The organism is Nonomuraea sp. NPDC049607 (assembly GCF_040675375.1).
Lineage (GTDB): Bacteria > Actinomycetota > Actinomycetes > Streptosporangiales > Streptosporangiaceae > Nonomuraea.
In genome coordinates this window covers 52,390-75,965 of the sequence record NZ_JBFAOV010000042.1, presented here as the reverse complement: position 1 = coordinate 75,965, position 23,576 = coordinate 52,390, and the positions used below count along the sequence as shown (strand labels likewise).

At 68.2% G+C, this 23,576-nt stretch carries 21 protein-coding genes, 1 pseudogene and 1 riboswitch; of the genes and pseudogenes, 12 read left to right on the top strand and 10 right to left on the bottom strand.

The window, feature by feature from the left end; genetic code table 11:
- Nucleotides 1–234: 234 nt before the first annotated feature.
- Together AB0J97_RS44810 and AB0J97_RS44805 are read right to left on the bottom strand one after the other, a co-directional pair.
- Nucleotides 235–663 carry a hypothetical protein gene (locus AB0J97_RS44810; RefSeq protein WP_364101511.1) on the bottom strand — a complete coding sequence of 143 codons (429 nt, stop codon included), beginning with the start codon at nucleotides 661–663 and terminating at the stop codon, nucleotides 235–237.
- Between the two features lie 60 nt (nucleotides 664–723).
- Nucleotides 724–1,092 carry a hypothetical protein gene (locus AB0J97_RS44805; RefSeq protein WP_364101508.1) on the bottom strand — a complete coding sequence of 123 codons (369 nt, stop codon included), beginning with the start codon at nucleotides 1,090–1,092 and terminating at the stop codon, nucleotides 724–726.
- Between the two features lie 289 nt (nucleotides 1,093–1,381).
- On the opposite strand from AB0J97_RS44805, the gene AB0J97_RS44800 reads away from it, so the two are divergent.
- The gene (locus AB0J97_RS44800) at nucleotides 1,382–1,771 is read left to right on the top strand and encodes a hypothetical protein (protein ID WP_364101505.1); all 390 of its coding nucleotides are present in this window, start codon (nucleotides 1,382–1,384) and stop codon (nucleotides 1,769–1,771) included.
- A gap of 342 nt (nucleotides 1,772–2,113) precedes the next feature.
- Nucleotides 2,114–6,553 (top strand): caspase family protein, encoded by a 4,440-nt coding sequence (locus AB0J97_RS44795; protein WP_364101502.1) that lies wholly within the window; start codon nucleotides 2,114–2,116, stop codon nucleotides 6,551–6,553.
- 208 nt (nucleotides 6,554–6,761) lie between these two features.
- Here AB0J97_RS44795 and AB0J97_RS44790 read toward each other — a convergent pair whose 3' ends face one another.
- A complete protein-coding gene (locus AB0J97_RS44790) occupies nucleotides 6,762–7,784 on the bottom strand; it encodes a tyrosine-type recombinase/integrase (RefSeq protein ID WP_364101499.1) in 1,023 nt (340 codons plus the stop codon).
- 335 nt (nucleotides 7,785–8,119) lie between these two features.
- Between AB0J97_RS44790 and AB0J97_RS44785 the strand changes: the two genes are divergently transcribed.
- Nucleotides 8,120–8,365: a hypothetical protein gene (locus tag AB0J97_RS44785; protein WP_364101496.1), complete on the top strand. Its 246-nt coding sequence runs from the start codon at nucleotides 8,120–8,122 to the stop codon at nucleotides 8,363–8,365.
- Nucleotides 8,366–8,443: 78 nt separating this feature from the next.
- Nucleotides 8,444–9,250: an IS3 family transposase gene (locus tag AB0J97_RS44780; RefSeq protein WP_364101493.1), complete on the top strand. Its 807-nt coding sequence runs from the start codon at nucleotides 8,444–8,446 to the stop codon at nucleotides 9,248–9,250.
- Nucleotides 9,251–9,492: 242 nt separating this feature from the next.
- Here AB0J97_RS44780 and AB0J97_RS44775 read toward each other — a convergent pair whose 3' ends face one another.
- Complete coding sequence (locus tag AB0J97_RS44775) at nucleotides 9,493–9,927, bottom strand: GNAT family N-acetyltransferase (protein ID WP_364101490.1); 435 nt, start codon at nucleotides 9,925–9,927, stop codon at nucleotides 9,493–9,495.
- Nucleotides 9,928–10,057: 130 nt separating this feature from the next.
- On the bottom strand, nucleotides 10,058–11,482 hold the full coding sequence (locus AB0J97_RS44770; RefSeq protein ID WP_364101487.1) for an MFS transporter: 1,425 nt from the start codon (nucleotides 11,480–11,482) through the stop codon (nucleotides 10,058–10,060).
- A gap of 78 nt (nucleotides 11,483–11,560) precedes the next feature.
- Between AB0J97_RS44770 and AB0J97_RS44765 the strand changes: the two genes are divergently transcribed.
- Nucleotides 11,561–12,139, top strand: a complete 579-nt coding sequence (locus AB0J97_RS44765; protein WP_364101484.1) for a helix-turn-helix domain-containing protein — start codon at nucleotides 11,561–11,563, stop codon at nucleotides 12,137–12,139.
- Nucleotides 12,140–12,336: 197 nt separating this feature from the next.
- Here AB0J97_RS44765 and AB0J97_RS44760 read toward each other — a convergent pair whose 3' ends face one another.
- Nucleotides 12,337–12,774, bottom strand: a complete 438-nt coding sequence (locus AB0J97_RS44760; protein WP_364101481.1) for a hypothetical protein — start codon at nucleotides 12,772–12,774, stop codon at nucleotides 12,337–12,339.
- 442 nt (nucleotides 12,775–13,216) lie between these two features.
- Between AB0J97_RS44760 and AB0J97_RS44755 the strand changes: the two genes are divergently transcribed.
- The 3 genes and pseudogenes from AB0J97_RS44755 to AB0J97_RS44745 form a co-directional block, all read left to right on the top strand.
- Nucleotides 13,217–13,453: a hypothetical protein gene (locus AB0J97_RS44755; RefSeq protein WP_364101478.1), complete on the top strand. Its 237-nt coding sequence runs from the start codon at nucleotides 13,217–13,219 to the stop codon at nucleotides 13,451–13,453.
- 576 nt (nucleotides 13,454–14,029) lie between these two features.
- A riboswitch (cyclic di-AMP (ydaO/yuaA leader) is annotated at nucleotides 14,030–14,183 on the top strand.
- Nucleotides 14,184–14,196: 13 nt separating this feature from the next.
- The gene (locus AB0J97_RS44750; protein ID WP_364101475.1) at nucleotides 14,197–14,865 is read left to right on the top strand and encodes a CHAP domain-containing protein; all 669 of its coding nucleotides are present in this window, start codon (nucleotides 14,197–14,199) and stop codon (nucleotides 14,863–14,865) included.
- Nucleotides 14,866–14,886: 21 nt separating this feature from the next.
- Nucleotides 14,887–15,141, top strand: a pseudogene (locus tag AB0J97_RS44745) (tyrosine-type recombinase/integrase); the annotation flags it as partial.
- Between the two features lie 470 nt (nucleotides 15,142–15,611).
- Here AB0J97_RS44745 and AB0J97_RS44740 read toward each other — a convergent pair.
- Nucleotides 15,612–16,775 (bottom strand): hypothetical protein, encoded by a 1,164-nt coding sequence (locus AB0J97_RS44740; protein WP_364101472.1) that lies wholly within the window; start codon nucleotides 16,773–16,775, stop codon nucleotides 15,612–15,614.
- 139 nt (nucleotides 16,776–16,914) lie between these two features.
- On the opposite strand from AB0J97_RS44740, the gene AB0J97_RS44735 reads away from it, so the two are divergent.
- From AB0J97_RS44735 to AB0J97_RS44725, 3 genes are all read left to right on the top strand, one after another.
- On the top strand, nucleotides 16,915–17,970 hold the full coding sequence (locus tag AB0J97_RS44735) for a tyrosine-type recombinase/integrase (protein ID WP_364101469.1): 1,056 nt from the start codon (nucleotides 16,915–16,917) through the stop codon (nucleotides 17,968–17,970).
- A gap of 10 nt (nucleotides 17,971–17,980) precedes the next feature.
- A complete protein-coding gene (locus AB0J97_RS44730; protein WP_364101466.1) occupies nucleotides 17,981–18,214 on the top strand; it encodes a hypothetical protein in 234 nt (77 codons plus the stop codon).
- 340 nt (nucleotides 18,215–18,554) lie between these two features.
- Complete coding sequence (locus tag AB0J97_RS44725; RefSeq protein ID WP_364101463.1) at nucleotides 18,555–19,664, top strand: serine hydrolase domain-containing protein; 1,110 nt, start codon at nucleotides 18,555–18,557, stop codon at nucleotides 19,662–19,664.
- 225 nt (nucleotides 19,665–19,889) lie between these two features.
- On the opposite strand, the gene AB0J97_RS44720 is transcribed toward AB0J97_RS44725, so the two are convergent.
- Nucleotides 19,890–20,450, bottom strand: coding sequence for a GNAT family protein (locus tag AB0J97_RS44720; protein ID WP_364101460.1), 561 nt, complete (start codon nucleotides 20,448–20,450; stop codon nucleotides 19,890–19,892).
- A gap of 50 nt (nucleotides 20,451–20,500) precedes the next feature.
- On the opposite strand from AB0J97_RS44720, the gene AB0J97_RS44715 reads away from it, so the two are divergent.
- Nucleotides 20,501–20,716, top strand: a complete 216-nt coding sequence (locus tag AB0J97_RS44715) for a Tn3 family transposase (RefSeq protein ID WP_364101457.1) — start codon at nucleotides 20,501–20,503, stop codon at nucleotides 20,714–20,716.
- Nucleotides 20,717–20,738: 22 nt separating this feature from the next.
- On the opposite strand, the gene AB0J97_RS44710 is transcribed toward AB0J97_RS44715, so the two are convergent.
- Together AB0J97_RS44710 and AB0J97_RS44705 are read right to left on the bottom strand one after the other, a co-directional pair.
- Nucleotides 20,739–20,930 (bottom strand): hypothetical protein, encoded by a 192-nt coding sequence (locus tag AB0J97_RS44710; protein ID WP_364101454.1) that lies wholly within the window; start codon nucleotides 20,928–20,930, stop codon nucleotides 20,739–20,741.
- Nucleotides 20,931–21,324: 394 nt separating this feature from the next.
- On the bottom strand, nucleotides 21,325–23,484 hold the full coding sequence (locus tag AB0J97_RS44705) for a hypothetical protein (protein WP_364101451.1): 2,160 nt from the start codon (nucleotides 23,482–23,484) through the stop codon (nucleotides 21,325–21,327).
- Nucleotides 23,485–23,576: the final 92 nt, after the last annotated feature.

Below are 23,576 nucleotides of genomic sequence, written 5' to 3'. Positions count from 1 at the left end.
AACCGCGCCCATAGCCCGAATGACGAGCCTCTGACCGGGCGACCTAAGCCAACTCCGGCGACGAAAGGGGCATCAGCTCGCGAAACGCACTCTGACAACTACGGACGTCGGCACATGTGGTTTGGCAGGTCACTACGAGGGGTCGCGGTTGTCTGAGAGGGCGGATCGTGAGGCGATGCCCTTTTGATCATTTGCCCTGCGCGGGGAGCGCTGGTCACAGGCCTCGTCACCGAGTTACGGACATGGTTGGGTGAACAATCCGGGCTCGATCTCCACGAGGATGCCCAGGCTGACCAGGCGTTTCAGTTTGGCGCGGGTGTTTTCGATGTTGTTGCGCACCAGGGGCAGGTCCAGCGCCAGGCAGAGCTCGCGTGCTCGTGTGGGCTGGCCGGTGTCGGCTATGAGGGTGAGGATTTGCTGGTAGGCAGGGTGTCCGGGCAGCGCGGGGGCTGGTGGCGTGGGTGCGGGATCGGGCTCGGTGGCCAGGGCGAGCAGGGTCTGGCGAGTGATCCGCAGGTGGTCGAGGTCCTGGTCGAGTTCCCGCAGGCGGGCGGTCAGCTCCTCGATCTGGGCCGGTGTCTGTTCGATCTGGCTGGTCAGCGCCTGCTCGCGGGCGTCGATCCGGTCCACAAGCCAGGTGCCGGGGTCGGGGGGCCCGCTCACGCCGAGCGCCAGGTGGGGGTGGAGGTGCCGGTCAGCCGAGCCAGCAGCAGCCCCGGTGGCTCACCCGGCGGCATCGGCGTCGCCGAGGACCCGCGCCAGATGGTCGGTCAACGCCCGTGCCGCGGCCATGTCCAGGTCTTTGACGCCTTTGGCGGTGACCGCCACGCTGGCTTGGCCATCCCCACGTGACAGCGTGACCGTGATCTCTCCGTTGCGTCCGCGCAGCCAGGCCACCAGCACCGTCGCCAGTGTCGCTAGCGCACCTCCTGCCCCCAGGATCACCTGCAGAGCGTCGGTCACCGGCCCCAGCGCCCCCGGCTCGGGATCCCGCTCCACCACAGCCACCCGGCCGCGCAACTCCGGCTCCTCCACCAGCCACCGCCGAAGGTCACGCAGCAGATCTGCGTCGCTACCGGACTCGATGCTCACCCGAACGTCCACCGGCACTCCAAAGCCGCCCCAGGGCCCCCACACCCGCCGATATGCCAAGAATCTACCTGCTGAAACAAGATGCGTACACGACCATGCAATACGTCAAACGGCGGACCAGTCGCTTCACAGAGAGGCGCTATTTCCTGAAGGAATCTGGTTTACCGCCCGCCTGCCGCGTGCACGTGGAGGGCAGGCGGGTGAACCGATCGGGGTACAGCCGATCGGCTTCTGGGTGATGCTGGGGGGTGTGGGTATCTGGGCGCAATAGCCGCTGACCGTCGGCCAGGTGGTCGACGCGCTGGTCGCGGTCAAGGCGGGGCTGCTGGTCGACCCTGACCACCGTCCCGACGGCCCAACACAGGAGGACCTGCCGTTGCTGCTGGCCGGGCTGCTGGCTAAAGTCGAGCTGGAGATGGCCACCCTGCTCCACCCGCTGGAGCAGGAGGATGGCGCGGCCGAGGCGGTCGCCGCCTACCTGGCCGGATGGCATGAGGTGGTCCACGTCGGCGAGGATGATCGCGACCTCTTGGTCTTGCAGACGCTCGCTAGCCGGCTGCGGCGCACCGTGACCGACCTCGATCACGCAACCGGCGGCACCGCAGCGTCATCCGGTGATCAGCCGATCGTGGTCCAGGCCGCGCTCAACGCCCTCCTGGCTGCCGCAGCCTTCCCTTGACGCGCTGCTGCATGCCGGCGATCCGGCCTACGACGAACAGAGCGGCCTCGACCACGCCGAACGCTAATCCTGTTCTCGCAGGTCACCTATGACGGTTGAGCCTTGCGATCCGAGGAGGCTTGACGTGTGGAACAAAGGGCCGGACAGCATCTGCGTGAGCTTCCGGCCGGGGAGTCGTACGAGCACACGACATCGTCATTGGCGCCCTGGGCAACTTTTTCGGGCATGAAAGCCTGCTAACGCGTATATTTTGAGGTGGCGCCGGGGGGCCGATGACGTAAGGGCGGCCATTTCTGGACGATGCCGGAGCAGGGGATGCCACCGGATGAGCTACATGGATTGATGCTGGCCCGGCCGGGTGCCCGGGTGCTTGTCGTCGGATCCGGGGCCTATGTCGCCCAGTCGCGCCTGCGGGCCGTACCAGCGGTCGAACGAACGGTCGTCGACCTGGGCCGCCACCTGACCGAACGGACCGGACTCGATCCGGCCCACCTGACCACGCTGGTGAACCCGAGGGATCCCCAGGAGTTCGGCTCCGCGCTGGTCGACGTCGTCGAGCAGGCGGACGACGTGCTGGTGTTCTACTACGTGGGCCACGGTCTGATCAGTCCGCGCGGAGAGCTGCACCTGGGCACCTTTTCGACCGTGGACCTGACCCAGGGGATCGCCAGCCATCAGGCCCTGCCGTACTCCACGGTCAGCGACGTGCTGTCGGAGTGCCGCGCGCAGCTCGTCCTGATCGTGCTGGACTGCTGCTTTTCCGGGCGAGCACAAACGGTGATCCAGCCTGGCATCGATCAGGTGTTCGCCGCCTCCCGGCACGGCAGCTACGTGCTGGCAGCAGCGGGCCGGGACGAGGCGGCCTGGGCGCTGGAGGGTGAACGGCACACCATCTTCTCCGGGGCGTTGATCGATCTGCTCGCCGGCGGTGATCCGGCTGCCGGGCCGTACCTGACCCTCGACGACGTGCACCGATCGTTGTCGCGCAGGCTCAGTGAGCGAGGCCTGCCCGCGCCGCGCCGGCAGGCCACCGGGTTCGGCGATCGGCAACGCCTGGCCGTCAATTCGGCCCACTCCGGCGAGTCCGGCGAGCAGGTCGGCGAGATCAGCCCCTATCTCGGGCTGACCTCGTTCGGTCCGCAGGACGCCGAGGTCTTCTTCGGCCGGTCCGAGCTGACCGCGCAGCTGGTCGATCGGGTCGCCGGGCAGCTGACCTGCCGGGAGTTCCTGATGGTGGTCGGCCCCTCGGGGGCGGGCAAATCCTCGCTGCTGCGGGCCGGGCTGATGCCCGCGCTCGAGCACGCCCCCGGGACCAGCGTGATGGTGTTCACTCCTGGCCAGGATCCGGTCAGCACGCTGGGCGACCGGTTCGCGGCCCTGGCAGGTTCGTCACCCGGTGAGTTGAGGGAGACGCTCCTGGCCGACCCAGGTCGCCTCCGGGAACTCCTCGACGGATCGGGCGAGCGAGTTCTCATCGTGGACCAGTTCGAGGAGATCTTCACCCAATGCAAGGACGAGTCGCAGCGGTGCGCCTTCCTCGCCGTGTTGCACGCGGCGTGCTCGGTCGCGGCGGTGGTCATCAGTGTCCGCGCCGACTTCTTCGGTACCTGCGTCGGCTACCCCGAGCTGGCGGCCGGCCTGGATCGGCCGGTCGTCGTCACCCCGATGACCGTGGCCCAGCTGCGGATGGCCATTGAGGAACCCGCCAGGGTGGCCGGGCTCACCGTGCAGCCCGCCCTGGTCGATCTGCTGCTTGAGGACATCGGCGTTGACCTGGGCATCAGCGGTTCCAGCAGCGTTTTGCCGCTGCTGTCGCACGCGCTGCTGGCCACCTGGCAGCGTAGGGAAGGCGGCGTGCTGACCGTCAGCGGCTATCGGGCCGCCGGAGGAGTCAGCCAGGCGCTGGCCAAGACCGCCGATGCGACCCTGGCCGCACTGGACCTCCCCGGGCAGCGGGCCATCCGCCAATTGCTGCCACGGTTGGTGGGGCTCGGCGAGAGCACCGACGACACCCGCATCAGGATCCCCCTCGACGACCTGCTGCCCATTGCCGACGACCGCGATGACACCTGGCAGGCGCTCGACCGATTCGTCAGAGCCCGGCTGCTCACCGTGGACGCCAACACCATCGAGATCAGTCACGAGGCGCTGATCCGCGCGTGGCCCCGGCTCCGCGAGTGGATCAACGTCAACCGGGCAACGCTGCTGGCCCGGCAGCAGCTCGATCGGCAGGCCAGGCACTGGGCCGACCACGAGGAGGACCCGTCCTATCTCTACAGCGGGAACCGCCTGGCCGCCGCACAGGAGGCCAGGACGCAGTGGGAGGCGGATCCGGCCGGCTTCCCGCCGCTCTCCGAGCGCTCCGCGCGGTTCCTGCGCACCAGCGTCGCGGCCCGGGAGCGGGCGAAGCGGGCTAGGAAGTGGGGCATCGGCATCGTGGCCGCCTCCTTGGCCGTGGCGTTGCTCGCCTCGATCGGCATCACGGTGAACGCCCGGAGCACCGCCGACGAGGCAGAACGACAGCGGCTGGCCGCGATCTCGCAGAAGGTCGCCACGCAGAGCGTGGAGGCCGCTGATACCGATCCCGAGCTGTCCAGGCTCCTCGCGGCGGCGGCGTTCTCGCTGAGCGGGACCTCCGCGGCTCGGTACGGCCTGGCCAGGGCCTGGGCCGATCCTCGAAGGAGGGTTCTGTCCACCGTGGTCATCGCGGTGTACACGCTGACCATGGGGCAGTTCGGCGGCAAGCCCGCAATCATCGCAGGCGGCGGTTACAGCGACAGCGGCCGCGGAAAGCTGGTGATCTGGGATGCCACCGACGGCAGGCAAATGCAGGTGATGGACGCGGCCAGTGCGGTCGTGTCGGTGGTCATGGGGCAGTTCAACGGTCAGCCCGCGATCATCTCCGCCAGCAGCAGCGGCAAGGTCGAGATCTGGGACGCCGTCAGCGGGCAGCGACTCCAGGTCTTGAATGCGGCGGATTCCTTGTCCGCGGTGACCATGGGACAGTTCGACGGCGAACCCGCGATCATCTCCGCCAGCAGCAGCGGCGAGAAGGGCGGCACGATCGAGATCTGGGACACCGACGGCGGCCGGCGGCTGCTCGCGATCAACACCGGCGGCTGGCTGTCCACGGTCACGACGGGCCAGTTCAACGGCAAGCCCGCGATCATCTCCGGCAGGAACAGCGAAGACGGCCAACTGGAGATCTGGGACGCGGTGAGTGGTCAGCGACTGCACGCGATCGATACGGCCGGCGGGATGGCCTCGGTGACCACGGGGCAGCTCAACGGCGCACCCGTGATCATCACCGGTAGCGGCGACACCATCGAGGTCTGGGACGCCAACGGTGGCCGGCGCCTGCGCGCGATGACCACGGCCGATTCGGTCTCGTCGGTCAGTTTGGGACAGTTCAACGGCCGGCCTGTGCTCATCTCCGGCGGCGGCGAGAGGAACGTCCACGAGAAGTCCGAGCGCCTGCTGGAGATCTGGGACGCCGTCAGCGGGCAGCGACTGCAGGTCATGGATGCGACGGGTTCGTTGTCCGCGGTGACCATGGGACAGTTCGGCGGCAAGCTCGCGATCATCTCCGGCAGCGACGGGTGGGACCGCGGTGACGTCGAGATCTGGGACGCGGTGAGTGGTCAGCGCCTGCACGCGATGGACACGATGGATGCGGATGGTGCGCTGGCCGGGGTGACCATGGGAGAGTTCGACGGCCAGCCCGTGATCATCACCGGCACCGGCGGTAGCGTCAGCTCCGCGGGCGGGGTGGAGGTCTGGGACACCGTCAGCGGGCAACGCCTGCACACGATGGCCACGGCCGGTGCGGTGTTCGCGGTCGCCATGGGACAGTTCGGCGGCAAGCCCGCGATCATCTCCGGCGGCGTCAGACACAACGATGAGAACAACGGATACACCGGCAGGGTGGAGGTCTGGGACGCCAACGGCGGCCGCCGCCTGCACGCGATGGACGCGACCGGCTGGGTGTCCGCAGTCGCCTTCGGACAGTTCGCCGGCAAGCCCGTCATCATCTCCAGCACCGACAGCTTCGTCGATGGCGTCGGCCGGGTGGAGATCTGGGACGCCGCGGACGGCCAGCGCCTGCACGCGATGAACGCCGCCGGTGCGGTCGCCTCGGTCGCCATGGGACAGTTCAACGGCAAGCCCGTGATCATCTCCGGCGGTGACGATGGCAGCGGCGGCGGCACGGTGGAGGTCTGGGACGCCGCCAGCGGGCAGTCGCTCCACGCGATGGACCTGGCGGGCGCGGTGCACTCGGTGGCCATGGGGCAGTTCGGCGGCAGGCCGGCGATCATCTCCGGGGGCGTCAGGCCCAGCGGCACCACGTACACGGGCAGGATAGAGATCTGGGACGCCAACGGCGGCCGCCAACTGCACGCGATGGACGCGACCGGTTCGGTGTCGGCAGTGGCGGCCGGGCAGTTCAACGGCAACCCGGCGATCATCTCCAGCGGGGGCGACGGCAGCGGCCGCGGCAAGATCGAGATCTGGGACGCCGGCGACGGGCAGCGTGTGCACCAGATAGACGCGGCTCACTGGGTGTCGGCGGTGACTGGGGGCCAGTTCAACGGCCAACCCGTCATCCTCACCGGAAGCGGCGACCTGCTTCAGGTTTGGCTCCCGTCGCTGCCCGCCGACCTGCTCGGGGGCGTTTGCGCACAGGCTTCTCGGCCTCTGACCTCGGAGGAGTGGGTTGAGCACGTCGGGCCTGACGATGCGTTCCGGCAGGTGTGCCCTGGGCGGACTATCGCGCGACCTTGATCGCTTTCTTCTTGATCAGTCCGCACACGGATGGTCGGCGATCCGAGAGAGATCAAGTACCTGCCACGCCCTCTGGTTTGGGGGACCAGTACTGGCGCTGGAACGAGAACGTACGCTAAGCCCATTCCGGCAGGTCGGCGCTGACGTTGAACACCGAGCCCCGGAACATACCGTTCAGGTCCGTTGTCGGCGGATGAGCCTGGCCATTTCACAGGTCTTCGACGTAGCCGGCGGCGATGTCGTCGGGTGGGTTGGTGTACAGGCGAAGGTAGCGGTCGTTGGCGTGGCCGAGGCGGCGTTCGAGTTCGGCCCGGTTGTGGCCGGAGGCCTCGGAGAGCCGGTAGCCGAAGGTGTGGCGCAGGTCGTGCGGCCGCAAGGCGCCGAGATGGCGTTCGCGGTCGCTGGTCTGGGCGTCGTGGAGGCGGCCGACCTGGTCGACGATGGTGTTGACCGAACGCGGCGAGAGCCGGCCACCGGGTCTGCGGGCGGCGATCGAGGATGAGGCCAGGAACAGGGCGTCGCTGACCGGGTCGGCGTCGCCGGGCCGTTCCTGGTCCAGGTAGTCGGCCAGAGCGTGCCGGGCGTCGCGGCCGACGAACACGGTGCGGACAGTACGGCCCTTGCCGCGCACCCCGGTGAGCGCGGCCTTCTTGACCCGGCGCAGCTCGGCCGGGTCGCACGGGTCGAGTTGGGCCAGGTCCAGGCCCACGAGTTCGGCGCGGCGCAGTCCGGTGGACAGGATCAGGTGGACGATGGCGCGGTCGCGCAGCGGGCGGGCGTGGCGGTGCAGCGTGGGCTTGCCGGTGGTGCCGCCGTGGCGGCGTCCGGTCAGCTGGTGGAAGTCTTCGATGCGGTCCAGAACATTCTTGACGGTGCGGACCTGGGCGGCGGCCAGCGCGCGGACCTGCGGAGCGGGCAGGCGCAGCAGGTCGACCTTCTTGGTGGGGTCGCCGTTGCGCAGCAGGGCGGCCGGGGCGTGCACGATGATCCAGGAGAACAGCGCCGACAGATGGGCCAGATGGTTGTTGACGGTCGCCGGGGCCATCGGTCCGGCGCTGGCGGTGTGGCGGGTGTTGCCGTGGTCGGACAGGTGGTCGCGCCAGGCGGCGACCTCGCGGGGAGTGACTGCGGAGAGGCGGTCGTGGCCGAGCCCGTCGGCCAGCCAGTCGGCGAACCGCTGCAGGTGCCGGGTGATCTTTGCTTCGACTTCGGCGGAGCGGACTCCGCGCACGGCCAGATCCAGATACCGCTGTGTCCACATCACCAGGCTGTCGTCGGCCTCAGCGAGCTCGTCACGAAGATCGACTATCTTTCGTGAAGTGTTTTGCGGCGATCCTGGCCGGGGCTGGCGGCCTGGGGGATGCTCATGGGACCAAGTTACTTCACAGAAGGGTCATTTCCTGAAGAGAAACGGTCTGGCCAACCCTGGGCCTTGTTACCCGATCACGCTCGTTTGGGGCTCATGACACGTTTCTTACCGGCACCCCAAGAAGCCCCAGGTCGCTACCGCTAATTCCTACACCCAGCCTCCTCGAAGGCCTACACGGCGCGTGGACGGTCCAGGAGGTGCTACGCCTGGCCGCCGTGGCCGAGCGCGTCTTGGAGCATCCCCTCGCACGCGCGGTGGTGGACGGCGCCACCGAACACGGCCTGCCGCTCAGTGACCCGGCCGACTTCGAATCGGTCACCGGACAGGGCATCGACGCCGGTGTGCTCGCCCCCGCCGCCGAGCAGCTGGCCCGCACCGGCCGCACGCCGATCCTGGTCGCCGTGGACGGCCGGCCCGCCGGCGCCCTCGAAGGCTTCCGGTAGCGATCACCAGCGGTCAAGCCGATGCTCACCAGGACAAACGCTTAGCGCACGATCCGGTTTCGATGTTCCTCAGACCCCGTGTCCCGATCGGGCTACTACGAATGGCGCGAGCGGCCGGCCTCGGCCACCGCGCAACGCCGGACGCTGCTGGCCGCATCGGTCGCCGAGATCTTCGCCGGCTCGCACGAGACCTACGGCTACCGGCGGGTGCACGCCGCCCTGGCCCGCCGCGGTGAGCACTGCTCGGCCGAGTTGGTGCGTGCCCTGATGCGGGAGCAGGGCCTGGTTCCGGCTCAGGTGCGGGCGTTGCGGCCCGTCACAACGGTGCAGGGCGACTTCCGCGGCATCCCCGACCTGGTCAGCCGTGACTTCACCGCCGCTCGTCCGGGCACCAAGCTGGTCGGCGACATCACCTACGTCCGCACCTGGGAGGGCTTCCTCTACCTGGCCACCGTGATCGACTGTCACAGCAAGGCGGTTCTGGGCTGGGCGATGGCCGACCACTACCGCATCGCCCTGATCAAGGACGCGATCCGGATGGCCGCCGGCACCGGCCTGCTCCAGCCCGGTGCCCTGTTCCACACCGACCGCGGCTCGAACTACATCAGCGACGAGTTCGGCCGCTTCCTGACCGGCCTGGGCATCCGCCGCTCGGTCGGCCGCACCGGCGTCTGCTACGACAACGCGATGGCCGAGTCGTTCTTCTCCGCGCTCAAGAACGAATGGCTGCACCGCTTCGTCTTCACCACTCGAGCCAAGGCAAGACGGCAGGTCATCCGCTATATCGAGGGGTTCTACAACCATCGGCGCCTGCATTCGGCGCTCGGCTACCGACCACCCTTCGAAGTGCTCAACGAGTCCCTTTCAACTCCGACGGCCGCATAGGCTACGCCCATAAGCTGGCTGTCCGGAATCTCCGTGGCCCCTCACGGCGTCGATGGCGATCATGATGTCACCCTACGGTTGATCTCGCCGGATCGCCGACCCGATGAACCCGGCGAAGTCTGGCTGCGGTCGGCCCAGCACCTCAATACGGGCGGCGCTGTTACCTCATCCACGCGCGAGACGGGATCACCAGCGCGAGCACGGGTCGGCAGGTCCGGGCGATGCGTGCGACGACGTTCGGATCACCTCGACTGCCAGCGACAGATCTTCTTGGAGGTGAGGGTCGCGCCGATGCGGGCGTAGAAGCGTTGGGCGGCGACGTTGGCTTCCGTCACCTCCCAACGGATCACCTTGCCCTCGGCAGCTTCGGCCGCGGCCTGCATCAGCCGCTCGCCCACGCCGTTGCCGCGTTCGGCGTCGGTGACGTACAGGTCGTCCAGGGCGAGGTAGTCCTGGCCGGACCAGAAGCTGATGCGCCCGAACCAGGAGACGTAGCCCACGGCCTGGCCGTCTCGCTCGGCGATCAGATAGGTGATCTCCGGGCGGGCCAGCATTGACTTCAGATCCTCGACGCTTGCGGTGATGGCCGAGGTCTGGCCTTGGTGTTCGGCCAGACCTCGCATGAGGTCGTGCACGGTGGTGGCGTCATCGGGTGTGGCGCGGCGGATCGATGTCATGATGATCCTTTCAGGTGTGCTTCAAGTCGGTCGCCGCTTACAGGGCGGCTCTGGTCGTGGTCGCGGGAGTGGCCGGCGTCGCAGCGGTGTTGCTGAGCCGCTGTAGCGCCGGCGATCAGGCGATCCCCGCTCACTGAGAGCCGGCTTGCCCCGTGGGTGACGGGCGGCCGGGCGTCACCAGCGCTGCGATGACTGCGCCGACCGCCGATGCGATCGCGGCCACGGTGAATCCGCTGGTGAAGCCGTGCAACGTGGTCCCGGCCAGGCTCGCGGCTGCGACGCTTGAGATGACGGCGGCTCCGATGGATGCGCCGAACTCGTGGAAGGTGCTCACGATGCCGGAGGCGATCCCGGCCTCGTGGGGCGCCACTTGACCGAGTGCGGTCGCCGAGGCGATGACGAACATCGCGCCGGTGCCCGCCGCCGCGACGGCCACGCCGGCCACGACGCTGACGACGTTCGTCGAGAAGGCCGGTACGGCCATGCCGATCGCCGCGACCGTCAGACCCGCGACGGCCAGGGCGCGCCCGCCCCAGCGGCCGAGCAGGCGTCCGGTCAGGTTGGCGCCGAGCATGGTCGCCAGCGCGACCGGCAGGAACAGCAGCCCCGCCTGCAGCGCGCCATAGCCCAAAGCGTGTTGGAAGTAGAAGGTTCCCAGGAAGAACACAGCGATCATCAGTGCCGTGGCCATCAGGATCAGGAAGGCCCCGACCGCCACAGGGCGCCGGGCAAGCAGTCGCACGTCCATCAGGGGCGAACGTGCCCACCTCTGCCACAGCACGAACAGCACGTAACCCACGGCAGCCGCGAGCACGAGCCACCCGGTGAGAGCACTGAGCCACCCCTTCTCACCGGCGGCGATGAGGGCGTAGATCAACGACGCGCTGGCAGACGTCACCAAGATCGCACCGAGTACGTCGAGCCGGGGCCGGGAGGCGGCCGAAGGCGTACGCGCCGGAAGCAGTACGGCGAGGACCACAGCGATCACCAGGCCGATGGGCACATTGACGTGGAACACCCACGACCATCCCGGACCGGCGGTGAGCAGGCCGCCGAGGAGAACGCCGAGCGCGGCGCCGCCGCCGCCGAGCGCGGACCAGACCCCCAGGGCCTTGTTCCGCTCCTCTCCGTCGAACAGGGCGACCACCAGCGACAGAGCCGCGGGCGACAGCAACGCGGCTCCGACCCCCTGTGCCACGCGACCGGCCAGCAGCATGGCCGCCGTCCCCGCCAACCCTGTGACCAGCGATGCCACGGTGAACAGCAACAGCCCGGCGATCACGATCCGTTTGGCGCCCAGCAGGTCTGTGATGCGGCCGCCGAGCAGCATGAGGCCGCCGAAGGTGAGCGTGTACGCGCTGACCGTCCAGGTCAGGGCCTCGCGGCTGAGTGCGAGGTCCGTCTCCATGTGGGGCAGCGCGATGGCGACGACGGTGACGTCGAGGATCAGCATGAGCTGGGCCACGCCGAGGAAGCCGAGGATGCGCCACCGGCCCGGGAGCGGCTCGTGGAGCTCTGCCTGTTGCGCTGCGGGTTGAGTCATCGAATCCTCCAAGCGCTATCTCGTATGTCCATATACGAGTTCTGCTGCACACTATAAGCCGTATATGCGTATACGAGATAGGGTGCTGGCATGGCTGCACCTTCTGCGCGCTCCAGGCGCCGTGCCGACGCCGAGCGCAGTATCGCCCGCATCGTGTCGGCCGCTCGCGAGTTGATGCGTTCGAACCCGCATGCGACCACCGATGACATCGCGCTGGCTGCCGGCGTCGGGCGGATGACTCTGTACGGACACTTCCGGACTCGGGCCGACCTCATCGAGGCGGCACTTGTCGACGCGCTGCGAGAGGGCGACAGGCTGCTGGCCTCCGTCGACCTGACCGGGGACGCGCGCGAAGCCATGGGCCGTCTGTTGGCGTCCAGTTGGGAGCTGGTGGCCGAGTCGGCGGCCCTGCTGGCTGCCGCCGAGGAAGTCCTACCCGCTGGACGGATCCAGGACCTGCACGCCGAACCCGTCCAGCGCATGGCCGAACTCGTCCACCGTGGCCAGGATCAGGGCGTCTTCCGTGCCGACCTGCCTACCGCCTGGCTGGTCAGCCTTACCCACTACATCATGCACGGCGCGGCGAACGAGGTACGCCAAGGACGCCTGGCCCGGACCGACGCGGCCGACGTGGTCACCAAGTCCATCCAATCGGCACTGGCCGCCTGAGGCGGAGCTTGCCTACCAGGCGGGGGCGTCAAGCTCGGAATCCCTCGATGGCGTTGGGTCCATTCCTGGTGCTGTCCGGGGGGCGTCGTCACCGCAGCCGGTCCGGAGTGAGGTGGCGGACTTCCTGTAGCTCTTGCTCGGCCTGCTGCTTGCTCGCGCCTGTGGCAATCGATCGCCTCGTTCCTCGCGAGCAAGGTTCAGAGCAGTTGTGCTTGCAAGAATCCGGCGAGAAGAACGGCGAAGCCGCCAATCTCGCCCACGATGAGCGCCGTCATGAACGCCGTTGTGCCGCGGACTGGATGGTGGAACTGGTTGTTGGTGTCCCGGCGCCAACCGTGAAGGACATAGCTCACGATCGCCGCCATGAAGAACGCCACGACGACTCCCGCCGCGGCGAGATCGACTGCCGCCGGCCAGCCGCTCAGTTCGACGAAGACCGCGATCTGTAAGGTCGCGAAGGAATACAGCAGTGCGGCACGATGCGCGATGTCCACATAGGGGTGAGCCCTGTGCCGCTCCGAGTGGATCATCTGCAGGTATTTCCATACGCCCAGCGTCAGGGCCGCCAGAAAGATCAGTCCTGCCAACAGCAGCACGACGATGGTGTCATCCCCAAGGGGGGCGTCGCTACGCATGTGGGTCTCCGTGAAGCGGGTCGGTAACGAGGTCGTGACGAACGTAGAGTCCGTCGCATGGGGTGATCGGTGCTTTCCGCTCTGGCCGACCGTGCCCTGAAACGCCCGATGAGGCGGACCGGCAGGTAGCGACCCCGGTTCTCTGCCAGGAGAGGGAACGTTGTGTCGGTGAAGCGCTGCCCGTCCTGGTCGGCGGCCGACCGCTGCGCCGCACGTGCCACGCCGGGCATGCCCTTGGGGCGGCTTGTTTGATGCGGCGCCGACGCACTTTCTGGGGGTATCCGGGCGCGCCGGCCGCTGCCGGTGCTCGTACCTCTTTCGATGCTTCTCGCGGTACCACGTGCCACTGCCCTTCCCGTAACTCGAACATCGATGTTCAAGTTATGGGAGCGTATCCGAGTCTCCGTCATGGAGCCACATTCCCCGGCATCCGAGAGCCGGGGTGTACGGTGACCGGCCGGACCATGAGACGACCGACGCCCGCGGGGCTGACTTGATCACGGTGGCAGTCGACATACTCGTCAAGCCGTCCTTCATCACCGATGGGGGCGTGGCTGAGCTGCGTACACCCGGCTGGGGTGACAGAGTGATGGCCGAGACGGTCGGCCTGGTCTCGGTCGACCATTTGACCGGCGCCTTCAACCTCCTCATCGGTTTCGAGCCAGAGGAGAGCCGATAGAGGACAGACCATCCCGTCTCGAAGGCTGTCGGGACCCCCTGGGTGCTCGTCGCTCGTCCGTGCCTGTCTGGCGCCTGACTTCAAGAGCATGCGCTGTCGAGATGCCAGGTGTGGTGGTATGCCGTGACGCTGGCTTCGCGTGGGACGGGGGCGCATGGTCCGTGGTGTTGACGACGATTCAACACCGTGGCGTGCGTGCTCGATTACCGCCGCTGAACCCGGCCGGTCTCTGCAGCCTGGAGAGGTGGTCGCTGCACCTGCTTCGCGACCGTGGTCGCCTTTGTGGCCGCCGCCGTCTCACTCCTCCCCGGCTTGGGTGGTGGCGAGGTTCCGGCCGTTGTCCTTCTTGATCCCCGGCCGGGGACAACGGTCAGGCGGCGTGCCAAGGTAAAGAATTGGTCGGTAAAACGCCTGCCTGGTAGGCGTTTTTGAAGCGTTTCTCCGTAGCTGGCTTGTACCGCTCTATGCCATTCGCATACCTTCAATGTCAGTTACGACGTAGGCCGGGTGAACATCCGCGCCACAGTACGTCCCGACCATTGCCGAGACCGCCTCTGATCTGTGTGAACACGGACAACGACGCGGCCGCCGAATCCGCACGGACAAACACGCGGAACCGGGGACCCACATTCTGTGGGGTGAATCGGAACACCCTCCCGCGAGGGCATCCGTAGGGCACTTCCACGCCCGAACCCGTCAGCTAACCCGGTAGGCGGAATGGAAGCAAGGAGCAATACCTCTTCATGACCATCAACGCCTTCACCCGTGCCCTGACGCCCGCCACCCTCACTCGCCTCGCCCTCGGCGTGAGCGTCGCCGCCGGCGCGGTTCTCACCGCAGCCCCGGTCTTCGCCGACCAGGCGTCCGGCGCACGTTCCGACACCGTCGCCTCGCACAGCGCCGAGGAGAAGAGCGCCGGGCAGGTGAGCGCGCAGTCCGTCCTGAAGATCGCCGAGTCGCAGGTCGGTGTGACCGAGAACGCCGCGGGCGGCGGCACCCCGTTCCACAGCTGGTACATGTCCTCGCCCCGCGCGAAGGAGACCGTGGCCCGGGACGGCGGCAGTCTGCAGTCCTACGCCAACGCCCCCTGGTGCGCGATGTTCGTCTCCTGGGTGGGGGAGAAGGCCGGCGCCCGGTCCACCGTCGGCTGGGACGCCTACACCGTCACCTACGCCAAGTGGTTCGAGGCCAACAAGCACTGGGGGAGCCAGGCCAAGCCCGGCGCAGTGGTCTTCTACTCCTGGAACGACAAGTCCGTCGAGAGCATCGACCACGTGGGGCTGGTCAAGCAGGACAACGGCGACGGCACGATCACGGCCATCGAGGGCAACACCGGCAACGGCAAGGTCGAGGAGCGCGTCCGGCCCAAGTCCCAGGTGGTCGGGTACGGCTACCCGCAGTACAAGGCCTGACAGTCGACCGAGGCGCCGGTACGGCTGCATGATCTCCGCCACGGCGCCGCGTCGATCATGCTGGCCGCAGGGGGCGATCTGAAGGTCGTGCAGGAGACGCTCGGGCACGTGTCGTCCACCTTCACGCGTGACACCTACACCAGCGTCTATCCCGAGGTGGCCCGAGCCGCTGCCGAATCCACCGCCGCCCTCATCAACACCGCAGCGGCCGGCGCCCAGAAGACCCGGCTGATCAGCCTGCCGAGTCCAACCGGCGCGCCCACCACCCGAACCTGAAGCACTCAGGCCCGCCGATCCGTCGGCGGGCCTGAGTACTTGCCCTCCACAAGCAGCGCACGGATGGTTCACCAGGTCTATCCCTGGCTTGCGCTGCAAGGAAGCGAACGGATCGGCGTGAGAAGCAGCGGATCTTTTATCTGCTGGTCGATAACGCCCGGTGGGCAAGACGAGAGAGCCGACCGGCGAGACGAGGCGACTTGGCCGAGGCTTGACCATGCCTGGAGCCGTGCCTGATGGGCGAGGCTGAGCGGGCGTTCTGGCTTGATCTTCTGGTGGTCGTCTTTGGGGTCTGAGTTGATGCTGGACGAACGATCTACCGCGATACATGGTCCGTGCACAAGAGCAACCAGCGAGCAACCAGCCGTGATCAAAAACGAGATCCGAGGCTGGTGAGAACCGAGGAATCCCAGGTCGGACGCGGTTTTGAAGAGTAGGGCGGGTGGGACTTGAACCCACCGACCCACGGATTATGAGTCCGATGCTCTTGACTCCTCCGCCGAGTCGCCGGCATCCGGGGCTTCTGGCTGATCGGATACGCGCGCGGATTGTTGCTGGCGTAGGAGGGCGTGGGCGACGGCGGCGGCTGTGACGGCCTCTTCGCGTTGCTGCTGGGCGGTTTTCAGGGCGTTGGCGAGGTCGGTGAGTTCGGTGCGCAGTCGTTCGGTCTCGCTCAGGGACGCGGTTCTGGATTGGTCGGCGAGGGTGCGGGCTTGTTCGGCCACGGCGGCCGCGGTGACCGCTTGTTCGCGCTGCTGACGTTCGACGATCAGCGCCTCTCGTAGCCGGTCGGCTTCCGCCGCGTGCGCTGCGGCGGTGCCGCGGGCTTGGTCGCGTTCCTGCTCGGCCCTGCGGGTCTGGACTTCCTGCTCCTGAAGGTGGCGGCGGAGGTCGGTGAGGTCGTGCTGCTGGACAGTGGCCTGGCGTTCCAGGTCTGCGACACGGGCGGTCGCCGCGGTGTGCAGCTCGGTCAGTTCGGCGGTTCGGTGGCGGGCGGTGTCACGGTGCTGCTCGGCCTGGCGTTGCCGGCCAATGGCTTCGGTGGCGCGTTGCTCGGCCTGAGAACGTGCGTTCTGGTGTTCGCCCACCTGGCGCCAGGCGTCCTGCTCGCGTTCCTCGGCGCGGTCGCGGGCGGTCTCCGCCTGTTTCTGCGCCTGTTCGGCGGCGGCGACATGGGCGGCGGCGGTGTTGGCGATCGTCGTGGCGCGCTGATCTGCCGCCGCGGCTCGCTGGTCGGCCGCTGCTGCGGCGGCGCGGGCCTCCTCGGCTGCCTGCTCCGCGGCCTGGACCTGTGCCAGGGCGCCACTGCTCAGCTCGGTCAACTGGGCGCTCAACGCAGCCTGGGCAGCCTGCCACTGCTCGCCGGCGGCCAGCAGCGGGCCGAGGAGACCTTGGGCGCGCAGCAGCGCGTTCGCCACTGGTGCGGCGTGGGAGGCGGTACGTGCCCGGTAGGCGGCGGCACGGCAGGCGTCGCTGCAGTACTTGGCGCGGCTGCTGCGTCCGGGGAGGGCGTTGGCGCAACCGGGCCCGGCGCATCGCAGTTCCTCGGCCGTCTCCATCGTCTCGTCGTGGAGGGTCAGCTCGTCGCCCTCGGCTGATGAGTCGGCTGCCGCAAGTTCCTGATCGTCTGCCACAGTCAGCCAGGCTAGCGTTCTTTGCGAACGAACGCACGTGTTACGTACGAACGCAAACGCAACCGCCTTCACGCCTAGCCCGTGATAACCTTCCTTATCGCGGGTCAGAATGTGGCGCCGGAGTGGGCGGGGGACAGGCGTGCACGACGAGCGGGAGACTTTGCCGACACCGGCCGCGCAGGAGCGGCCGCCGATCTTCGCGCCTCCAGAGAATGCGGCGGAAACCGGCGGGCACACCGCAGCCGACTACACCCTCAGCGCGGCCACTCAAGCCCGAATCGCCGACGGCGTCCCAGCCAACACCCGCCGCGCCTACGCCCGCCAGTGGACCCTCTTCACCGCCTGGTGCGCCGAGCACGGCCGCATCGCGCTGCCCGCCACCGCACACACCCTGGCCGAATACACCTCCCAGCTGTGCGAGGCCGGCCAGGCGCCGGCCAGCATCGAGCAAGCCATCGCCGCCGTGCGCACCATGCACCGCCTGGCCGGACACACCGGACGGCCCGCCACCGAATCCGCCCGCCTCGCCCTGCGCGCCTACAAACGCCAGCGCGCCGAATCCGGCGGCCGCGGCCAGCGCGAGGCCCCGCCCATCACCATCGACGCGCTGCGCGCCATGGTCTCCGCCTGCGACCTGACCACCGCGATCGGGCGACGCGACCGGCTGCTGCTCGTGCTCGGCCTGGCCCTGATGGGCCGCCGCAGCGAGCTCGTCGCCCTCACGCGGGAGGACGTGCGCGAGGTCGCCGACGGCCTCGAGGTGACCATCCGCACCTCCAAGACCGACAAAGACTCGACAGGCGAGACCATCGCCATCCCGCGCGGCACGCACCCGCTCACCGACCCGGTCGCCGCCTGGCGCGATTGGCTCGACGATCTGGGCCAGGCCGGACAAACCACCGGAAGGCTGCTGCGCCGGGTCAATCGGCACGGTGGCCTCGGCCCCTCGCTCGGCGCCGACGCGGTCAACACGATCGTCCGCCACCTGGCCGTACGCGCGAACGTGCCCTACGCCGACACCGTCACCGCGCACAGCCTGCGCGCCGGCGGCGCCACCGTCGCCTACGCCGCCGGCGTCCCGGTCGCGGTCATCGCCAAGCATGGCCGCTGGGCGCCCGCCTCACCGGTGGTGTTGCGGTACATCAGGGCCGTGGACCGTTGGCGGGACAACGCCATGCGCAACGTGGGCCTCTGACCAGCCGGCTTTGCGGGCCCCGGCACCGCGGCCGAGCAGGCGCGAGCGGAGACCCGCGCGGCTCGCGACACCCCGGCGCCGCCGCCGCTTCGAGGACGAACGCGACCGGCTACGAACGCAGGACGACCAGGCCCGCCTGGGCCAGGCCACGGCCGAAACCCGCCTGGAGATGGCCAAGCGCGAACTGCAGATCCTGTGTTACGAGCTCGCCGCCGCTCAGGCCGCCCGTTGCAGACTCCGCTGATGCCCTTCGGTCAGGTTCATGAGGTCTGTTCACCGGAGGGCCGGCGAATCCGAGACGGCAACAGTGGCCGCGAGCCCTCCGGCGGCAGCAACCCCACTCGGATGGCACCGCGGGGTGCCGGTAGGAATCGTGTCATGAGCCCCGAACGGCGTTGATCTGCAGAGAGCTGCAAGGCCGAGGTTGGCCTGAAGGCCAACACAGGCGTCCTTCCCAAGTCGGAGATCGTCGGTGGGGAATCAGGGTTTCGGTAGGGGACAACTCCGACGCCGTACCGCCCTCTCGTGTCGGATCTTGATACGGCGGAGGCCGAGAGCCGGACTCCGTGAATCGGAGGAGCAACGTGAAGGGAAGACGCGCCGGCGCGGCCGTCCTGGCCTGCTTGACCGTGTCGTTGCCGGCAACGCCCGCCGTGACCGCCACCGCGGCGGCAGAGGCGAGCCCGAGCGGCCGGCCGAGTTTGCAGGCGATGCTGGACAAGGTCGTCGCAGGCGGTGCGGTCGCCGCGATCGCCGAGGTTCGCGACGGGGACAGGACCTGGCGAGCCGCCAGCGGCAAGGCGAAGATGAACCATGCCCAGCCGGCCCCGGTGGACGGGCGCTTCCGGGCCGGGAGCGTGACCAAGTCGTTCACGGCGACCGCGGTGCTTCAACTGGTGGGCGAGGGAAAGCTGCACCTGTCCGACAGTGTGGAGCAGTGGCTGCCGGAGCTCGTGGACAAGGGCGCCGACATCACGATCAGGCACCTCCTCCAGAACACCAGCGGCCTTCCCGAGTACTCGACGGGCATGATGGACGAGGCAGGCATCCCCAAGGAGCGCTACCGCACCTGGTCGGCACGCGAACTGGTGGAAAGAGCGGAGAAGCTCCCGCGCGACTTCCCGCCCGGGTCTGAGTACAGGTACTCCAACACCAACTACATCGTGCTCGGCATGCTGATCGAGAGGGCCACCGGCAGGCCGTACGCGACAGAGATCAGGGAGCGGATCCTGCGGCCGCTCGGCCTGCGGCACACCCGCCTGCCGGGAGCCTCACCGGAGGTGTACGGCCCGCACGCCCACGGCTATGTGCCAGTCACCAGGGGTGGCAAGGTCGCCCCCGTCGACGTCACACGGTTCAATCCCACGATGGCCGGCGCGGCGGGCGAGATCATCTCCACCACCGGGGACATCAACCGGTTCTACCGCGCACTGTTCCAGGGCAAACTGCTCCGCCCTGGTCTGCTGAAGGAGATGAAGGATCCCGGCACGACCGAGGGGTACGGGCTGGGGCTGGAGCTGGCGCCTCTTCCCTGCGGCACTGCGTTCGGCCACGGCGGCGGCGCCCCGGGCTACCTCACGGTGGCGTTCAACTCGGCCGACGGTTCGCGACAGGTCACATTGTCGATCACCCCGTTCTCCGGCGACCCTCACCAGGCGGCCAAGACCCTGCTGACCTCTGCGTTGTGCCCTTAGAGAGCATCAAGGCTGAGGTCTTGGCGGTGAAGGTGGTGGGCTACTCCCACCGCTGTCGCTCCTGGCGGTCCAACTGCCGTGATCGGGATATCTCGTGGCACAGCCCCAGGCGCGCCCACCGTCACCCCCAGAGCGGGGACAGTCACATGGCTCGGGCTCTGAAACTCTCCAGTGCCCTCGCCGCCGCGGCCGCCGTCGAGCAACTTTCACCAGGTTGGTCGCGCCTTAGCGGCTGCGGTTGGCGGGGACTTCGAAGATGAGTCCGAGACCTTCCTCTTCGTCCCAATCTTCGCCAACCTGGACGAAGCCGAAGCCGGCGATCGTGGCCAGGGACGCCGCATTGTCGGGACTGATCGTCGCCCGTACGGTCTTGACCTCCAGTTCGGCCGCCGCCCGACGCAACAGCTCGATCAGGATGGCTCGGCCGTAGCCCTGGCGGCGGAAGTCAGGAGCGACGGCGTAGCCGATCTCCACCATGCCCGCCTCATCGGGCGGTCCGTGAAACCCGGCATGACCGATGACGACACCTTCAGGCCCGGTCACCGCCTGCCGCGCCATCCACCGCGCGTGGCGGGGATCGGCGGCCATCTGGTCGATCCGAACCTGCCACAGCCACCGCGCTCTATCTGTCACGAAGTACTCAGTCAGCGCGACCCCAGCCGTGTCGCTGGCCGCGGGCAGATCCCCATCGAGCAGAGCGGACATCGCAGCGCTCGACAGCTCGACAAAGCGCACATGCTTCGAACTGGTGGGGAACGATGTGTGTCGATCGGCCTCATCTGTCACGTGCGGATGATCGCACAAACGTCTGACAGACGCCCAACGAATTTCGGACGGTGACCGGGCAAGATCGGCTCCGGCGGGGGTGCGGGCCGGGCTGCGGCCGGCGAGCACGGCTCGAGACGGACCTGAACGTGGAGACCAAGTCTGTCGATTCCCGCGGCGCCTCGCTCATCGGGTTCGGCATCACCCGGCTGTTGAACTTCGACCTCATCACCCGGTTCAAGCAGATCAACGTGATGAAGGTGCACCTGCCCCCGCCGCACTGCTGATGGTCAATGTGCGGGAATCCTCTTACCGCAACTCAACCGCGGGTCTCACCGTCGTGCGCTCCACCGGCGTCACCAACGTCCGCAAGATCAGCACGGGCGAGTACTGCATCGAGCTCGACGCGGACATCAACGTCGCCAAGACCGTGCCCGTCGCCACCCCGCGCTCGCCATCCATCTGGGAAGCCGCGATCTTCATCGACAACAACACATCCAAGTGCGGGGACCGTTGCTTGTGCGGCCGCCTTCTCTGGCATGCCGCCGAATCGGAATGGCGTGTCGGCAACAGCGGATCGCGGGGAAGGGGGGACCAACCCGGCAGTCCGGCTCGGGCTCGATCCTGGACAGGTCCTCCAGCCAGGCCCGCACGGTGTCGACGGCATGGGGCGGGGGTGGCCATCAGGAGCAGCCCTCTTCGCTGGCCCGGCCCTCGTGGGCATCGGCGTCCGGCGGGGTTTCGGTCCGAAGGCCGCCCGCACCCTCAAGATCGGCCGCTCCACTGCCGGCCCAGCGCCGAGCAGCGGCCCTGCTCTCGCGCGGCCCGTTTCTGCCGGGTTCCGGGGCCCGAAGCTGAACGTCGAGACGATCCTGTGCCCGGCCCGCCGCGGGCGTTAGGCGTCTCGGCTCACGATGCCGTAGTCGACCTGGGTGAAGAAGCCCAGGAACTCCGCGAGGGTCAGGCGGAACGTGCCGGTGTCCGTCGCCGCGTCGAGCTTCTTGTCCAGGTTGGGGGAGTTCTTGTGGTGGGGGTTGATCAGGGTGATGGTCGACGCCCGGGTGTCGAGCGCGGCCAGGGCGGCGGCCATGGCCGCGAGGTTGTTCAGCGACCCGCCGCGCGCCGGGTTGGTCTCGTAGTCGGGAGCCGGCCAGTTCCCGGCAGGCTGGAGATCCACGGCGCCGATCATGTAGGCGTGCCGGGCGAACAGGTACGGCTGCGACGCGGGCATGCTCACCGGCGGCGCCAGCGCGGCGAGGAGCTTGACGACCCGGCTCGCCCATGGGGCCTCTGACCGGCGGGGGAGCAGGTCCTTGATGACGGCGGCGCACGCGTCCTGGAACTTCGCGTCGGATTCCAATGGGGTGAGGCCCTCTTCGCCCGCCTTTATGGCGGTTCCTAGCTTCTCGACGATGACGGCGAGATGCGGGTCGAGGCGCTCGAAGTCGTCGAGCCGGGCATCGCCGAGCTGCTTCCGGAACAGGTCGACCAGTTGCCCGCCGACGTCGCGCCAGCTGATGGCCGCGGTGGGGATCGCCAGGCAGGGCGAGGGGTTCGCGGCTTGATGACCGACCATGAGCAGCAGGTTGAACAGCTCCGAGCTGGGCCGGTCGAGGGAGTCGGGTGGGCGGGAGATCGACTTGTTCAGATTCGTCACCTGGACCGAGCCGCTGCGCCGGAAGCGATGGCCGTACAGGCAGGAGAGGATGGCGTGACTGGCGACGCTGCCGTTGCTGATGGCGACGTAGCCGTTGACGTCCTCGTCGGGGGTTTCCTTGTCGGCGAAGAGGCCGTGGGCGCCGGCCAGGACGGCGTACGCGCGCTCGACGATCGGCACCCACATGGCGGTCCGCAATTTGTAGGACTTCTCCAGGTACTCGTCGCCCGGATCGTCGTCGGCGCCGAGCGTCCTGCGCCGCCGGTGGACGGGGCCTCCGATCTGGACCCGGGCGCGGGCCCCCAGGAGGGCGTTCTGGTTGCTGTGCGGGAAGATCAGGGTGTCCAGCTTGACCTGCTGGGGCACGCGGAACTCCTGGTTCTTGTCCTTGATCGTGCGGGTGAAGGTGACCACGTACGTGTCGTCGTCCTTCTTGACCATCCGCCGGATGTGGTCGGGGTCATGCTGGGCGATGGCACCGAGCAGCGACAGCAGGAAACAGTCGCCGAGCTCGCCCTGGCGTACGTCGTCGGGGCTCGGGCCGCCCCCGAGCCAGAGCTCGTTCTTGGCCGTCAGGGTGACCGTCGTCGGCAGGTTCACGCCGGAGACGTCGTTCATGGTCTCCAGCACCTCGTCCGAGGGATGGGTGTACAGGTTGCCGGGCTTCGCGGGCGTGGGCACGTCGATCATGCGACCGTCCTTGGTCGCGAAGACGTTCGGCGGCCCGAGCACGATCGCCTTGCCGACGGCGCCCGGCGCCGCCTCCTTGTCCAGGCTGGGCGACGCCTGTAGCGAAAACTCGTCGATGGTCACCTCGAACGCGGCGGAGATGTCGAAATAGTCCGGCTCCGCGTGCTTCGACATCGCCTCCACGTACGTGTCGACCATCTGTGTGAACACCGGCTGGATCACGACGTCCGGGAGCGTGTTCAAGACCTTCTCCCGATCCGCCTCCGTGCACTCGGCCCACAGTCGCAGCAGCTTCGGCCAATCGCCCAGTCTCCCCTCCGTGGCGAAGTACAGGACGGCCTCCTCGGCCACCGCCTGGGCGAGACGCGGCCGTAGGATGATCTTCTGGAGCTCTTCCGGGGTTTTGACGCCGATCAGCTTGACCAGGTCGGCCGCCCTCGCGACGACGGTCTCGACGACGACGGTCTCGGTGCGTTTGGTCTTGGTCAGCGGCTCGATCGTGCTGAGCGGCTCCTGGCCGATGACCTGTGCCTGGTGGACGACGAACGCGGTCTCCTCGACGACCGCCACCGTGCCCTCATCGTCGCTGTCCTGATTCTCCGCCCTGACCTGGGCGCCGCCGGGCTGGACCTGATCGCCGGCCCCGCGCTCCGGGGACGGCCACCGGCGCGTCGACTTCCGCTTCGGCCGCTGGTTGAACTGCTTCATCGGTTCACTCCTGTCAACGCGGCCAGAAGGAGGGGAAGGCATCGCAAGAATCCATCGCGTCCCAGCCCGCGTCAATACGGATCGCGTGCAGG